The organism is Blautia coccoides, assembly GCF_034355335.1.
GTDB lineage: Bacteria > Bacillota > Clostridia > Lachnospirales > Lachnospiraceae > Blautia > Blautia producta.
This window is the reverse complement of record NZ_CP136422.1, coordinates 4,121,245-4,136,919: the sequence shown is the minus strand read 5'-3', so window position 1 is coordinate 4,136,919 and position 15,675 is coordinate 4,121,245. Positions and strand designations below refer to the sequence as shown.

Sequence of the window (15,675 nt, the reverse complement as noted above, 5' to 3'; positions counted from 1 at the left end):
AAGATTGGGAAATACAAAGAAAATAAGTAAGTTAAAGGATGACAGTAAGTGGGCATGGTTCATGCTGGCTCCCAATATCATTGGATTTCTGTTATTCATGCTGATACCAGTAGTGGCAACTCTGGTTCTCAGCTTTACAAAATATGATATGCTGACAACTCCGAAATTTGTAGGTCTGCAGAACTACATAACCATGTTCAAAGACCCTATCATTTGGGAAGTTACAAAAAATACCATAATTTATACAGTCATTACAGTGCCGGTGGGGATGTGTTTTTCTCTGCTTCTGGCTGTTATGCTGGATCAGGAGATTGGTTTCAGAAGATTTTACAGGGCAGCGTTTTTTTTGCCGGCGATCACATCCATGGTTGTTGTGGCTATTGTATGGCAGTGGATCTATAACCCGGATTACGGTATTTTAAACTATGTTTTGTCTCTGTTTGGTATTCAGGGACCAAAATGGCTGTTGAATACCTCCACATCGTTGGTTTCACTGGCAATTGTAGGCATATGGAAAAATGCCGGTTACAATATGATCATTTTTCTGTCAGGACTTCAGGGGATTTCCACCAGCTATTACGAGGCATCAGAGCTTGACGGAGCAAATAAATGGCAGCAGTTCAGGTATATCACTGTGCCTATGCTGCGTCCCACAACATTTTTTATTTTCGTCATGTCCATCATCAGTTCTTTCCAGGTATTCGACCAGGTAATGCTGATGACAAAGGGCGGACCGGGACGTTCTTCTTCTGTTTTGGTGCATTATTTGTATCAGAACGCCTTCCAGTATTTTAAACTGGGTTATGCCTGTGCGATCGCGTACCTGCTGTTTTTCATAGTTATGATCATAACTGTGTTCAATATGCGCATGGAAAAGAACATGCGGGAAATTTATTAAGGGGGGAGTCAGACCATGAATAATAAGAAAAAAAAGCTGATTGGCAAAATAATAGCTCATCTGATTCTTATTTTAGGATCCGTGATCATGCTGGTTCCCTTTTTCTGGATGCTTTCATCATCCTTTAAAAGTCTGGGAGAGGTTTTTGTATTTCCGCCAACCTTGTTTGGAGAACGGCTGGTGTGGGAGAATTACACACAGATTTCCAGCAGATTTGATTACTTTGCGTATTTCCTGAACAGTGTGAAGGTTTCTGCCTGGGTTGTGTTCTTCCAGGTATTTACATCTGCCACAGCGGGTTATGTATTTGCTAAAATGAATTTTAAAGGCAGGGATAAGATATTTACCTTATATCTGGCAACCATGATGATTCCGTTCCATGTAACGGTCATCACAAACTTTTTACAGATGTCCATGTACGGACTGGTAAATACACTGTGGTCTTTAATGCTGCCGGCTTCTGTGTCTGCTTTCGGAACGTTCCTTATGAGGCAGTTTTTTATCACCGTTCCCAACGAATTGGTGGAGGCAGCAAAAATTGACGGGTGTAATCCGATCGTGACCTTTCTCAGGATCGCCTTCCCCATGGCAAAATCAACCATTGCCACACTGTGCATTTTCTGTTTTATGAATGTTTGGAATGACTATTTCACACCACTTATTTATATTAACGACGCCAGAAAATATACGCTTCCTCTGGGACTTGCCAGTATGAAGGGCATGTATTCCACAGACTGGCCGGTGCTGATGGCTTCTTCCGTGATCGCGGTGCTCCCGGTACTGATCGCATTTTTATGTGCCCAGGACGCTTTCGTAAAAGGTGTTATGATGTCAGGAATGAAAGACTGACGTGACTGTGAGGTGGCAAAACAGCCGTGGCTCACAGATATGGAAATGGAGATGATACTATGAGTTTTATGGAATATGATTCACCAATCATGGCAGGGATCGGTAAGGTGATCGATATCATATGGTTAAGCACACTGTGGTTTATCTGTTGTCTGCCCATTGTCACCATCGGTGCCTCAACTACTGCGCTTTATTATACTTCTGTAAAAGCCATCCGAAAAAACAGAGGATATGTGACAAAGACATTTTTCCACGCGTTTAAAATGAATTTTTTCCCCGCACTGGGGATATGGCTTCTCTATCTGTTGGGAATGCTGCTGTTCTATGTGAATTTTGTCTTTGCGGCAGCGATCAGAGATGACAGTTTCCGGTTCTTTACCACAACCGTTTACGGGTGTCTGGCATTTGTCGTGCTTTCTGTAGGATGCTATGCGTTTCCTGTTGTTTCCAGATGCAGTATGAAATGCTTTGAGGTCCTGCGGTTCTCGGTCGGGCTGATGGTGAAGCATTTTCCATATACGATCCTCATGGTTCTGACTGTGCTCCTGTGCGTGGCAGCCATGTGGTATATACCGCTGTTTGTATTCTGCCTTCCAGTGGCGGGAACCCTTCTTTTCTCCATCTTCATGGAAAAAGTTTTGATCCGCTATACCCCGGAAGCGGAAAAATGCGGATGGTATGCAGAGAAGTGAAAAAATAAGATGGGAGATGACGTATGGACAAGTTGACGATGGCAAAAGGCCGCCAGGTGACAATCCAGGATCAGGAGCTGGTGCGCCGCCGGGAGGAAAATAAAAAATATCTGTTGGAGCTTGACAATGAGAATCTGCTCCTTCCCTACACTCTGGAGGCAGGACTCTATAAGACATCAGAACTGCCGTCCGGCATCCATGGGGGATGGGAATCTCCCCTGTGTGAACTTCGCGGACATTTTCTGGGTCACTGGCTTTCAGCAGCGGCCATGCATTTTGAAGCCACAGGGGACCGGATGGTGAAGGCAAAAGCAGATGAGATCGTGGACATTCTGGAAAAATGCCAGAGGGAAAACGGCGGCAGATGGGCTGCCTCCATCCCGGAGAAATATTTTTACTGGATCGGGAACAAAAAACGTGTCTGGGCGCCTCAGTACACAGTACATAAGACTTTTATGGGACTTCTTGATATGTATGAGCTGGCCGGAAATGAAAAAGCCCTGGAGATTGCCGTACATTTTGGTGAATGGTTCTATGACTGGAGCGGACGCTATACAAAGGAGCAGTTCCAGGGGATCTTAGATGTGGAGACCGGCGGAATGCTGGAGATATGGGTTCTGCTGTATAAGATCACAAAGAAGAGTATGTTCAGGGAACTGATGGAGCGGTATTACCGCTGTGATCTGTTTGACGGCCTTCTGGAAGGAAAAGATGTGCTGACCAATATGCATGCCAACACTACGATTCCCGAGATCCTGGGGGCAGCGGCGGCCTATGAGGTGACAGGAGAAGAAAAATGGCTGGAAATTGTAAAAGCCTATTGGGAAATGGCAGTCACCCAGAGAGGAACCTATGCAACAGGTGGACAGACCTGCGGTGAGATATGGAGTCCGAAGATGCATTTGGCCTACAGACTGGGGGATAAGAACCAGGAGCACTGTACGGTATACAACATGATGCGGCTGGCAGATTTTCTGTTCCGCCATACAAAGGATGCCCTGTATATGGATTACTGGGAAAGAAATCTGTATAACGGCATTATGGCTCAGGGGTATTGGCAGGGAAGCTTTACTCATGGCAGAAAATCACAGTATCCGGAGGAAGGACTCCTCACTTACTTTCTTCCCCTGCGGGCAGGCGGACAGAAGGCGTGGAGCAGCAGGACACAGGATTTCTTCTGCTGTCACGGGTCTTTGGTCCAGGCAAACGCCGCACACAACAATGGAATGTATTATGTGGGATCAGACAGCCTGTATGTATGCCAGTATTTTGACACGGAATATGTGGGAACGGTTGGGAATACGACTGTTACTGTGCGGCAGAAGATCAATACTCTGAGCGGAAGTGAACATCTCTCCAGTGATTCTCCCGGGCGTCAGAAAATAACGTCAGCCGCGGCCCGTCAGCCGTTCCATCCGGATCGACTGGTCTTTGACCTAGAGATACGGGCAGAGCAGGAAAAGGAATTCTCCCTTTATATCAGAGTACCCTGGTGGGCACAGGGAGCACCGGTCTTCCTTGTAAACGGGGAAGTGATTGAGATCCGTGCTGAGAAGGGCAGTTTTGCTGAGATAAAGAGAGTCTGGAAACAGGACACGGTCCATGTTGAGATTCCCAAAGGGATCCATGTGGATCATCTGCCAGGCAGACCTGACATGGCGGCTTATCTGGACGGACCTGTGGTGCTTGCAGGGCTGTGCAGGGAAGAGCGGACGCTCTATACAGATTTGGATGCCCCAAAACAGGTGCTGGTTTCTGACAATGAAAGAGAGTGGGCATACTGGCAGAACACATATAAGACGGTGGGGCAGGACAGAGGCATCCGTTTTGTTCCGCTCTATCAGGTGGGATATGAGGAATATCAGGTTTATTTTCCGCTGAAGGGGAAAAATCATGATTCCCCACTTGAAAAGTAGAAAACCTTACGGTATAATTTCAATGATATGGGGTATTTGGCCAATGTCCATTTACCCCTTTTTAAAGTGTATATGAAATTTCATTTCAGAGTTCAGAAAAGCTTGCTGAACAGCCAGATGAATAATAACCCATAAGGAGATTGATGATAATGAGTACCGTAAGAACGAGATTTGCCCCCAGCCCCACAGGAAGAATGCATGTGGGAAATTTGAGAACTGCTTTATATGCCTATCTGATCGCAAAGCATGAGAACGGAAGTTTTATGCTGCGTATTGAGGATACAGACCAGGAACGCTTTGTGGACGGCGCACTGGAGATCATTTACCGCACACTGGCGAAGACAGGCCTGATCCATGACGAAGGCCCGGACAAGGACGGGGGCTATGGTCCCTATGTACAGAGTGAGAGAAATGCCCAGGGTATTTATCTGAAGTATGCCAGACAACTGATCGAACAGGGGGATGCTTACTACTGCTTCTGTACAAAAGAGCGTCTGGATTCCCTGAAATCAAGTGTGGGCGAGGACAGCAAAGAGATTGCAGTCTATGACAAACACTGCCTGCACCTTGATAAGGAAGAGGTGGAAGCAAAACTGGCAGCAGGAGAGCCTCATGTGATCCGCTTTAATATGCCCACAGAGGGGACCACAACCTTCCATGATGATATTTACGGAGACATTACCGTGCCCAACAATGAACTGGATGATCTGATCCTGATCAAATCCGACGGATATCCCACATACAACTTTGCAAATGTGATCGACGATCATCTCATGGGTATTACACATGTGGTTCGGGGGAATGAATACCTTTCTTCTTCACCGAAATATAACAGGATCTACGAGGCATTCGGCTGGGAGATTCCCACTTATGTGCACTGTCCATTGATCACCAACGAGGAACACAAAAAGCTGAGCAAACGTTCCGGCCACTCTTCCTATGAGGATTTGTTGGATCAGGGATTCCTCACAGAGGCCATTGTAAATTATGTGGCACTCCTTGGATGGTGCCCAGAGGACAACAGGGAAATTTTCAGTCTGGAAGAGCTGGTAAAAGAGTTTGACTATCATCACATGAGCAAATCCCCGGCTGTGTTTGATATGACAAAGCTGAAATGGATGAATGGTGAGTACATCAAAGCCATGGATTTTGACAAGTTCTGTGAGACGGCTGTTCCGTTCATAAAAGAGGCTGTAAAGAAGGATTTGGACCTGAAGAAAATTGCGCAGATGGTGAAAACAAGAATCGAAGTTTTCCCGGATATTCCGGCACTCATTGATTTCTTTGAGGAAGTACCCGAGTACGATGTGTCCATGTACACACATAAGAAAATGAAAACCAATCCTGAGATTTCCCTGGAGGTTCTGAATAAGATCATTCCTGTCCTGGAAGGATTTGAGGACTATACAAATGACGCGCTGTATAACCTGCTCTGCGGTTTTGCAAAGGAGAACGGTTATAAAAACGGACAGATCCTCTGGCCGATACGCACCGCCCTTTCCGGCAAACAGATGACACCTGCAGGTGCCACAGAAATCCTGGAGGTGCTGGGAAAAGAGGAATCCATGAAACGCCTGCACACTGCAGTGGAAAAACTGAGCCGGGCATAAACAAACGAAAATGGAGTAACCCATATATGCAGAAAAATTCCTCACAGGAACGGGCAGTTTCCCATGACCAGGGCCCTATGATGCTTCTTGCAGGCCCTGGTTCAGGGAAGACCACCACCATCACCAGGAGGGTGGCTAACTTAATAAAGGAATATCAGGTGACTCCTTCATCCATACTGGTGGTGACGTTTACAAAAGCGGCTGCCAGGGAGATGAAGGAGCGTTTTTTACGCCTGTGTGAAAAGGAAGGAATGACAGGACCGTACAGGGAAGTGACGTTTGGCACTTTTCACGGGATCTTTTACGGAATCCTGCGCCATGCCTATCGGCTGTCCGCAAAGAATATTCTGGGGGAGGAGAAAAAATACGATATTCTAAAGGAGATCGTATACCGCCAGAGAATGCGGATCGATGATGAAAAGGAATTTTTTGAAGGTCTGGTACAGGAAATCTCCATAGTGAAGAACGGCAGAATGCCTATAGAGCATTATTATTCTGCCAATTGTCCGGATGATACCTTCAGAAAGATCTACCACTCTTATGTGGAAGCCTGCAGACAGTCCAGACTTCTGGATTTTGATGATATGCTGCTGTATTGTTATGACCTTCTCACAAACAGAAAGGACATCCTGGCCGGATGGCAGAGCAAGTTTCGGTATGTACTTGTAGATGAATTCCAGGACATCAATCAGCTTCAGTATGACATTGTGAAGCTTCTGGCAGCGCCGCAGAATAACCTCTTTATCGTAGGGGATGATGACCAGTCCATTTACGCGTTCCGGGGGGCAAGGCCGGAGATCATGCTGCATTTTCCAAAGGATTTTCCCAATGCGGGGACAGAGCTTTTGGCATGTAATTACCGTTCCACAAAGGCCATCGTAGAGGCCTCAAAAAAAGTGATAGGGAAGAATAAGAACCGTTATCCGAAAGAGTTTTTTACGGATAATGAGGAGGGAAAACCGGTTGTTATACGCGAGTTTGAAGACGGCAAGGAAGAGGAGCTTTTTGTAAAAGAGTGTATCAAAAAGGCGCTGCAGGAGGGATGTCCCTATGAGGAGACTGCCATTCTCTACCGCACAAATCTGGGCGCCAGATTTCTTGTGGAGACGCTTATGGAGTATCAGATCCCCTTTCAGATGCGGGATGCCCTGCCAAACCTGTATGAACACTGGATCTCCAGAAACGTTATTTCCTATATAAAGCTGGCCCAGGGCGACAGAAGCCGCCGGGAGTTTCTGCAGGTCATGAACCGGCCGAACCGCTATATATCCAGAGAAGCGCTAGATGATGCCACTGTGTCCTTTGAAGGCCTTCGCTGGTTTTACGAGGGGAAGGACTGGATGTGTGACAGGATCGACAAGCTGGAGGAAGACCTGACAACGCTGAAGCGCATGACACCCTACGGGGCAATCAATTATATCCGGTATGGGATTGGGTATGAGGAATATCTGAAGGATTATGCCTCTTACCGGAAGATCAAAGTGGATGACCTGTATGAAGTCTTGGAGGAGCTGGCAGAGAGTGCCAAAGGATATAAGAACTTTGGAGAATGGTTTGCGCATATTTCAGATTACACGGAAAAGCTGAAGGAGCAGGCAAAGAAGCAGGATATTGAGAAAAAAGGCGTCACAGTTTCCACGCTGCACAGCATCAAAGGACTGGAATTTGACAGGGTGTTTCTCATGGATGTAAATGAAGGGACGATTCCCTATCATAAAGCAGTTTCAGACAGCAGCATAGAGGAGGAGCGGCGGCTTTTCTATGTGGGTATGACAAGGGCAAGGAAAGAGCTTTACATACTTTATGCAAAGAGCAGGCACGATAAGGAGCTGGAAGTGTCCAGATTTCTTACGGAGAGCGGCCTTGTGCCGGAAAAGAAGGAGTAGAGGTTTTGGAAAAGATTTGGGTTTTTTACGGGAAGACAGAAGCTCTGACAGGCAGAGTAGAAGAGAGAGGGGAAAAAGGAAGGACAGAGACCCGGGCCGGACGGATGCTTCTCAAACATGCCTTGAAACAACTGTATGGGTTTTCCTTTCCGGAAGGGGAGGAGGGACTTGCACAGTTGGAGGGCATGCTGACAAAGGAACAAAACGGCAAGCCCTATTTACATGGCTACCCTGAGATCCATTTCAATATCAGCCATTCCGGGGAATACGCGGTCTGTGCCGCCGCAGGCATTCCGGTAGGCATTGACATCCAGGTCCGTCAGCCAGTGAGAGGAAAAAGGCTCCTGGAACGAACCATGAATGCCGGGGAACAGGAAGCGGTCAGAGATGCCGAGGACTCGGAAATGGCATTTGCAGTTTTCTGGGCACAAAAGGAGAGCTACCTCAAATGGAGCGGGGAGGGCATTACAAGGAACCTCTCCGAGCTTTCCATGGAGAATGCAGTCATGGAGGAAATTCCCATTGAAAAAGACTATGTCTGTCAGGTCTGCGCAGCAGTTCCTTTTCAATGGGAGACCATAAAATTACCGGCGTAACATTTCCTTACCTCACAGGTATTAAACAGCTGCATAGACAGAGCGTCTACTCTTTTCGGCTGCTTACCGCTGCGTGGACAGAGCGTCAATTTTTTTCAGTTCCTCTTCCGTAAACGGAGCACTTTTTTGTACGTTCAAATTATCAAGTATCTGTTCTGCTTTGGATGCACCAACAAGTACACTGGTCACCACACCATCTTTTAATACCCATTTAAGCGCCATCTGCGCAAGACTCTCCCCGCGCTGTGCGGCAATTTCGTTCAGACCGCGGATGCAGTCCAGGCGGTCTTCTGTGAGCTGGCCTGCATTTAAGAAGCGTCCGTCCGTGACCACCCGGCTGTCCGAGGGGATTCCTTTTAAGTAGCGGTCAGTGAGCATGCCCTGTGCCAGGGGGCTGAAGGAGATGATTCCTTTTTTCTCCTCTTCACATGCCTTTTTTAAACCATTATTTTCTATGGTGCGGTTGAAAATGTTATAGGAATTCTGGTTGATCACAAAGGGGCATTTCAGGTCCGTTAAGATGGCTGCCGCCTTTTTCATGGTTTCGCCGTCATAGTTGGAGAGTCCCACATAAAGGGCTTTTCCGCTTCTCACTGTCTGATCCAGGGCACCCATGGTTTCCTCAAGCGGCGTCTCCGGGTCCATTCTGTGATGGTAGAAGATATCCACATAATCAAGGCCCATGCGCAAGAGACTCTGGTCCAGACTGGCAGTCAGATATTTTTTGCTGCCCCAGTCACCGTAGGGACCCGGCCACATATCATAGCCTGCCTTGGTGCTGATGATCATTTCATCTCTGTAAGAGGAAAGGTTTTCCTTTACGATCCTTCCGAAATTTTTTTCCGCGCTTCCCGGTTCAGGGCCGTAATTGTTAGCCAGGTCAAAGTGGGTGATGCCGTTGTCAAAAGCGGTAAAGCAAAGTTTTTTCATATTCTCATATACCGCAGTGTCTCCAAAATTATGCCACAATCCCAAAGAGACTGCCGGAAGCTTTAAGCCGCTGTGTCCGCAGCGGTTGTATGTCATGGTATCATATCGTTTGTCATTTGCTCTGTACATAAGTGATCTCCTTTTCTAAGTTTCTTTGTATCGTTGTCTCTTTACAAAGTCTAACACTTCAAGTATACTTGAAGTCAATAAAAATCTTAACTTTGTCACATTTGCCCCAACTTCAGACTTCCACTTGCCGAAAATGAGGAGATTATGATGAAAACATACACAATAAGACAAGTATCCCAGATGTTTGACCTCCCTGCGTCCACCCTGAGATATTATGAGGAGATCCGGCTTTTGCCTGCTGTGGAAAAGACAGAGGCAAAGCAGCGGATCTATACGGAGGAGCATATAAACCGCCTGGGAGCCATCTGCTGTTTTAAGGAGACAGGAATGTCTATGGCACAGCTTTTGGAATTTTTTGCATACGAAGAGGAGGAGCGTGAGCATATCAATGAAATCCTTGCGCTTTTAAAAGAGCAGGAAGAGCATGTGGCAAAGCAGATAGAAAAGCTGAAGTCTGCGCAGAAGCAGATAAGCCGTAAACTGAGCTATTACAGTGATATTAAGGCCTCCATGGACAGTGGGAGTGACTGCCCGGACTGGGCGGACTATTGACATGGAGGTGCCAGTCGGTGATACGGCACTATGGCCAGGCGGTTCAAAACATATAGTTAGAGTGTGTTGATCTTTTTCTGGTCAAAGGCTTTTCGGTATTGTGTGGGGGTCATGCCCTCAAACTGCCGGAACAGCTTCATGAAATGTTTTTCATCAGTGAATCCGCACATGGAAGAAATCTGCCGGATAGTCAGGGAATGGCTGTTCAGCAGATTTTTTGATACGCTGATGCGTGTGCGGTTGATGTAGGTGACAAGGGGATAACCGGTGTACTGTTTGATCAGGGCGGACAGATAGGTGGGATGGTATCCGAATTTTTCCGCCAGGCCCCGGACTGTCAAAGGCTGGTCAAAATGACTCTGTATCCATTCTGTAATATCCTGCACAGAAGTTGGCAGCAGCTCCTGTCCGAAATGCTCTGCCAGCAGGTATTCACGGCTTATCTCCAGAAGGAGCAGATTCAGCGCGTGGCAGCAGCTCCGGGTCATCTGATAGCTGCTGCGTTTTGCCAGATCCAGAAGCTGGAGAAACAATAGCTGGGAGCGCTTTTCCGGAAGGATCTTACCGTGCTCCGGGAGAAATATCATTTCAGCAGAGAAGGGATCAAAGAGGCAACCGTCTTCTGTACGGAAATGATCTTTGCCAAAAGGGGACAGATTTTTTATGGAATCCGCGGGGCTGTCCGGCAGTGTAAAGTGTGTCCAGCAGTAGGAGAGATATCCCCGGGTGGGTTTATATCCGTAATGGGTACTTCCGGGGAAGAGGACAAAGAATTCACCGGGGCTGATATCATAAGCTCTGCCGTCCTGACAGATGTGCAGAGTTCCCTCCTGCACTAAGATCAGAACAAAGAAATCCAGTGTTCTGTGAAGGTGCACAAATCCGTTTTCACTTACAAGATTGCCGCAGGTCAGATATTCTGCCGGTTTTGAGGCATCACAAATACAATATAACATCTGGGATATGACCACCTTTTCTTTTGATTTATAAGTTGTTTCAAAAACTGTAAATGGTACAATGATTCTATGAGATAAAACCTGATAAACAAGGGAAAAGTCAGGAATTGATATGCTGCCGCAAAAGAAATTCCCTTCTTTTATGGTAGCACGAAGAATCTTGGAATTCAACGTTAAATTTAGGAGGTACAGCATGTTAGAAAAGAAAGTGAAAATGATGCCGCTTGGCGATGTTTCCATCCAGGATGATTTTTGGAAAGAGTATATGGAATTGGTGAGAAATCATGTGATCCCTTACCAGTGGGAAGCATTGAATGACAGGATCGAAGGGGCAGAGCCAAGTTACTGTATGCAGAATTTCCGCGTAGCCGCCGGGATGCAAGAGGGCAGGTTCCAGGGAATGGTATTCCAGGACAGTGATGCCTATAAGTGGCTGGAAGCGGTGGCCTACAGTCTGATGTGGCACCCGGACGAAGCGCTGGAGGCAACGGCAGACCAGGCTATTGAGATCATCAGCGCGGCACAGCAGCCGGATGGATATCTGGACACTTATTACATTTTGAACGGTCTGGAAAAGCGCTTTACAAACCTTATGGACCACCACGAGCTTTACTGCCTGGGACACATGGTGGAAGGAGCTGTGGCTTATTACAAGGCAACAGGAAAGAGAAAATTTTTAGACACGGCTGTGGGCTATGTGAATTGTGTCTATGAAAATATAGGAAACGCGCCGGGAAAGAAACCGGGATACCCAGGTCATGAGGTGGCTGAAATGGCACTTGTGGCACTTTATGAGGTGACAAAAGATCCCAAGCATCTGGAACTTGCAAAATATTTTATTGACCAGAGAGGGCAGGCACCCCTGTACTTTGCCGAGGAAAGGGAAAAGAACAAAAATGATTTCTTCTGGAAGGACAGCTACTTCCAGGATCAATACTATCAGGCAGGCAAACCGGTCCGTCAGCAGGACAGAGCGGAAGGCCATGCAGTCCGTGCCGTATATCTCTATACCGGAATGGCTGAGGTGGCAAGTGCAGTAAAGGACCAGGAATTGTTTGAGGCATGTCAGAGGATCTGGGACAATATTGTGGAAAAACAGATGTATGTAACTGGTTCCATCGGCTCTTCCCAGTACGGGGAGGCATTTACCTTTGACTATGATCTGCCCAATGACACAGTTTATGCGGAGACCTGTGCCGCTATCGGATTGATTTTCTTTGCCAGAAGAATGTTTGAAATAACCAAGGACAGCAGATATGCGGATGTGATGGAACGCTGCCTCTATAATGGGGTCATCAGCGGTATGTCTCTGGACGGTAAAAAATTCTTCTATGTAAATCCCCTGGAGGCTGTGCCGGAGGCATCTGAGAAGGATTATTACAAAAAACATGTGAAAGTGGAACGCCAGAAATGGTTTGGCTGTGCCTGCTGCCCGCCCAATGTAGCACGCCTTCTCTCCTCCATTGGCGGATATGCCTATGAATATAATGAAAAGGAATTTTTCATGAATCTGTTTATCGGCGGCAGTATGCATGCGGTTCTGGACGGGAAAGAGAATCAATTTAAAGTGGAGACAGATTATCCATGGAACGGTGACGTGAAAATACAGATTGAAAATGAGGAAGACACAGCATTTACATATGCCATCCGTGTGCCGGGCTGGTGCCGCAGCTATACGCTCAAACTCAATGGGGAAGCCGTAAGCTGCCCTGTGGAGAACGGGTATCTCCTTTTGGAGCGCTGCTGGAAAAATCAAGATGAGATTGTATTTTCCATGGAAATGCCGGTGGAACTGGTTGCCGCAAACCCGAGAGTCAGGGAAGATATTGGAAAAGTGGCAGTTATGCGCGGGCCTGTTGTGTATTGCCTGGAGGAGGCAGACAATGGCGATCAGCTTCAGGAATTATATCTGAATGAAAATCCGGAGTTTGCAGTAAAATACGAAAAAGACCTGTTAAAGGGTGTTGTGACCCTGACCACAGAGGGAAAACGTCTCTCAGAGGAAGAGTGGGATGAAAAGACACTTTACAAAACATACGCAGGTAGAAAATTTGAACCTCAGACACTGAAATTCATTCCCTATTATGCCTGGACAAACAGGACAGTGGGAGAGATGCTTGTATGGGTCAGAATCTGATTGCGGAAGACAAAAGATAGAACTTGATATGCTGAATAAAAATGCCGGATTTTGAGAGGGGGTTTTCTCTCACGATCCGGCGTTTTTTATATGTACAGTTCTTTTACGGAATATGCCTCCTGGTTTCCTCATCCAGCGCACTTCGTATTTCTTCAAGCAGCGCATCCTCTGTAAAATACGGTTTTCCGTACTGCAGATTGAATGCATAGTCAAAATCCGGGGGATTTTTTCCTATATTATGCTGGATTATAGTTTCAGCCTTATCCAGTGCTTTTACCAGACGGGATTCCGGTGTCCGGCCATCCTCATATTCCTGCCAGAGATCCATAAAAGATTTCTTTTGTCTATCGGGCAGCAGAGAGAATACCCGTTCGGCAGCCCGATGTTCTCCTTGATATTTTTGGGAGCTGTCAGAAAGAAGCGCCGCGGAGATATCTCCGTCATATATTTCACCTATATCGTGGATGAGACACATGAGCAGGGTTTTCCCCGCATCCAGCTCAGGGTAGTGTTCCAGCATTATGCCGGCAAAGAGTGCCAGGTGCCAGGTGTGCTCTGCCGTACTTTCTAAACAATGTTTTAAAACAGCTATAGAAAAAATAAATTTGGACTTGCAAAGATAGTATCAGCATAAGATAAGAAGGAAAAAAGGTCAACAGGAAATGTCCGCTGGCAAGATTTCATTGCGTATATATCCGGCAGAGAGAGATTGTGCCCGAAAGGACAGAGCAGTGATATATTTTTCGTATGAAATAGGGATTGTCCTCATATATTGTTTTAAAGAGGTGAGACAATGAGAGAAAGGGATATTATACGTTTATTTCCCCAAAAGATCAGGGCAGCCCTGGAGCACGCGGAGTTTGATATGGAACATCTGTATGAGATCCGGCTGAGGGTGAATGCGCCGCTGATCTTAATATACAAAGGGAATGAGTATTTTCTGACAAAAGACGGAAAACTGACCAAACAGATGCAGGGCGTCTGCCAGATTGAGGCAAAGGACCTGCGGGAGACCATGGAGTATGTGAGCAATTATTCCATGTACGCATTTGAGGAAGAGATCCGGCAGGGATTCATTACCATTCAGGGAGGCCACCGTGTGGGAATTGCCGGTAAAACGGTACTGGACGGAGCGAAGATCAAAAGCCTGAAATACATATCATATATAAATCTGAGACTTTCACACCAGATAAAAGGATGTGCCAGTCAGATACTTCCCTATGTGATCAGCAAAGGAAATGTCTGCCACACGCTGATCATTTCCCCGCCTATGTGCGGGAAGACCACTCTGCTGCGCGATCTGATACGCCAGGTCAGTGACGGCAACTCCTATCTGCCGGGTAAATCCGTGGGGGTGGTGGATGAGCGCTCGGAGATCGCGGGTTCCTATCAGGGGATTCCCCAAAATGATCTGGGAATCAGAACGGATATTCTGGACTGCTGTCCAAAGGCGGAGGGTATGATGATGCTGATCCGCTCCATGTCACCTGAGGTGGTGGCTGTGGATGAGCTGGGGGACTATGAGGATATTCACGCCATAGAATCCGTGATCCACTGCGGCTGTAAACTTTTTGCCACGGTCCACGGAAGCTCTATTGAGGATATCAAGAGGAAACCTCTGATGCAGCGCCTGGTGCAGGAGAAAATATTTGAGAGATATATTATTCTCCATAGCAAGGACAAGGCAGGGAAGGTGAAGGCTGTATTTGATGAGAGAGGCACCTGTCTGTTTGATGAAAAAAGGAGGAGAGGAACCCTATGCTGAAAGTGCTGGGAGTCTGTCTCGTGGTATTCTCCTGTACGGCTCTGGGTTTCGAGAGAAGCCTGAGGTTTACGAAAAGACTGGCGGGACTCAGGGAACTTCAGCGGATGGTCCTGCTCATAAAGGGCGAGATCAGTTACCGAAAGGAAGCACTTCCGGAGGCTCTTTTGCGGGCTGCGGGAAGACTGACTCCGCCATTTTCAGATTTTTTGAAAAATGTTGCACAGCGGGCGGATGCCTACGATGGTATCTTATTTGCCGATATTTTTATGCAGGAGGCGGAAAACGCGTTCAGAGACAGTGCACTTACAAAAGAGGATAAAGAGGAGCTAAGACAGTTGGGGCAGTATCTGGGATATCTGGATATCACCCAGCAGGAAAATGCCATGGCTTTGTTTCAGCAGGAATTGGAGAGGAAAATTCAGGCGGTCCAGGCCGAAATTCCTGTAAAAAAAAGACTTTATCAGAGTCTGGGAGTGCTGGGTGGGATTTTTCTTGCCATAACGCTTATCTGAGGAAGGCAGGGCGCACGGGACATGAGATCCAGCAGGAAGGGAGGAAAAAGAGTGGAGGTAACAATTTTATTCAAAATCGGTGCAGTGGGGATCCTGGTCTCTGTGCTGTGCCAGATTTTAAAACACAGCCAGCGGGAAGAACTGGCTTTTTTGACAAGCCTTGCCGGACTTTTACTGGTATTGTTCTGGGTGCTGCCCTACATCAACGATTTATTCCAGACCATACAGGAGTTATTTGCGCTGTAGA

The 15,675-nt window shown here is 46.9% G+C and carries 14 protein-coding genes and 1 pseudogene; 12 read left to right on the top strand and 3 right to left on the bottom strand.

Going from position 1 to position 15,675, the window contains the following annotated elements; all coding sequences use genetic code 11:
* Nucleotides 1-4 precede the first annotated feature (4 nt).
* The 7 genes from BLCOC_RS18620 to BLCOC_RS18590 all read left to right on the top strand — a co-directional run bounded on the left by BLCOC_RS18620 (nt 5) and on the right by BLCOC_RS18590 (nt 8,447).
* Nucleotides 5-898 (top strand): carbohydrate ABC transporter permease, encoded by an 894-nt coding sequence (locus tag BLCOC_RS18620; RefSeq protein WP_115623021.1) that lies wholly within the window; start codon nt 5-7, stop codon nt 896-898.
* Nucleotides 899-913: 15 nt separating this feature from the next.
* Entirely contained in the window at nt 914-1,747 is an 834-nt protein-coding gene (locus BLCOC_RS18615) for a carbohydrate ABC transporter permease (RefSeq protein ID WP_018596544.1), read from the top strand.
* A gap of 59 nt (nt 1,748-1,806) precedes the next feature.
* Nucleotides 1,807-2,439, top strand: a complete 633-nt coding sequence (locus BLCOC_RS18610; protein ID WP_018596543.1) for a YesL family protein — start codon at nt 1,807-1,809, stop codon at nt 2,437-2,439.
* Nucleotides 2,440-2,462: 23 nt separating this feature from the next.
* Entirely contained in the window at nt 2,463-4,355 is a 1,893-nt protein-coding gene (locus tag BLCOC_RS18605) for a beta-L-arabinofuranosidase domain-containing protein (RefSeq protein WP_115623020.1), read from the top strand.
* A 149-nt stretch (nt 4,356-4,504) separates the two neighbouring features.
* Complete coding sequence (gltX, locus tag BLCOC_RS18600; RefSeq protein ID WP_115623019.1) at nt 4,505-5,965, top strand: glutamate--tRNA ligase; 1,461 nt, start codon at nt 4,505-4,507, stop codon at nt 5,963-5,965.
* A 26-nt stretch (nt 5,966-5,991) separates the two neighbouring features.
* Nucleotides 5,992-7,851, top strand: coding sequence for an ATP-dependent helicase (locus BLCOC_RS18595; protein ID WP_115623018.1), 1,860 nt, complete (start codon nt 5,992-5,994; stop codon nt 7,849-7,851).
* 5 nt (nt 7,852-7,856) lie between these two features.
* Complete coding sequence (locus tag BLCOC_RS18590; RefSeq protein WP_115623017.1) at nt 7,857-8,447, top strand: 4'-phosphopantetheinyl transferase family protein; 591 nt, start codon at nt 7,857-7,859, stop codon at nt 8,445-8,447.
* 63 nt (nt 8,448-8,510) lie between these two features.
* Here BLCOC_RS18590 and BLCOC_RS18585 read toward each other — a convergent pair whose 3' ends face one another.
* Nucleotides 8,511-9,506 carry an aldo/keto reductase gene (locus BLCOC_RS18585; protein ID WP_115623016.1) on the bottom strand — a complete coding sequence of 332 codons (996 nt, stop codon included), beginning with the start codon at nt 9,504-9,506 and terminating at the stop codon, nt 8,511-8,513.
* A 144-nt stretch (nt 9,507-9,650) separates the two neighbouring features.
* Between BLCOC_RS18585 and BLCOC_RS18580 the strand changes: the two genes are divergently transcribed.
* Nucleotides 9,651-10,058, top strand: a complete 408-nt coding sequence (locus BLCOC_RS18580; RefSeq protein WP_044953605.1) for a MerR family transcriptional regulator — start codon at nt 9,651-9,653, stop codon at nt 10,056-10,058.
* A gap of 56 nt (nt 10,059-10,114) precedes the next feature.
* Here BLCOC_RS18580 and BLCOC_RS18575 read toward each other — a convergent pair whose 3' ends face one another.
* On the bottom strand, nt 10,115-11,014 hold the full coding sequence (locus BLCOC_RS18575; RefSeq protein WP_165907144.1) for a helix-turn-helix domain-containing protein: 900 nt from the start codon (nt 11,012-11,014) through the stop codon (nt 10,115-10,117).
* A 193-nt stretch (nt 11,015-11,207) separates the two neighbouring features.
* Between BLCOC_RS18575 and BLCOC_RS18570 the strand changes: the two genes are divergently transcribed.
* Nucleotides 11,208-13,151, top strand: coding sequence for a glycoside hydrolase family 127 protein (locus BLCOC_RS18570; RefSeq protein ID WP_115623015.1), 1,944 nt, complete (start codon nt 11,208-11,210; stop codon nt 13,149-13,151).
* A gap of 103 nt (nt 13,152-13,254) precedes the next feature.
* Here BLCOC_RS18570 and BLCOC_RS18565 read toward each other — a convergent pair.
* Nucleotides 13,255-13,719: pseudogene (locus BLCOC_RS18565) on the bottom strand (HD domain-containing protein); the annotation flags it as partial.
* Between the two features lie 225 nt (nt 13,720-13,944).
* Here BLCOC_RS18565 and spoIIIAA point away from each other — a divergent pair.
* The 3 genes from spoIIIAA to spoIIIAC are packed head-to-tail and all read left to right on the top strand — an operon-like array spanning nt 13,945 to nt 15,674.
* A complete protein-coding gene (gene spoIIIAA / locus BLCOC_RS18560) occupies nt 13,945-14,916 on the top strand; it encodes a stage III sporulation protein AA (RefSeq protein ID WP_029468483.1) in 972 nt (323 codons plus the stop codon).
* Nucleotides 14,910-15,428, top strand: a complete 519-nt coding sequence (locus tag BLCOC_RS18555; RefSeq protein WP_018596531.1) for a stage III sporulation protein AB — start codon at nt 14,910-14,912, stop codon at nt 15,426-15,428. Before spoIIIAA ends, BLCOC_RS18555 begins: the two co-directional genes overlap by 7 nt.
* 51 nt (nt 15,429-15,479) lie before the next feature.
* Nucleotides 15,480-15,674, top strand: coding sequence for a stage III sporulation protein AC (spoIIIAC, locus tag BLCOC_RS18550; protein ID WP_026255597.1), 195 nt, complete (start codon nt 15,480-15,482; stop codon nt 15,672-15,674).
* The last annotated feature ends 1 nt before the right edge of the window (nt 15,675 follow it).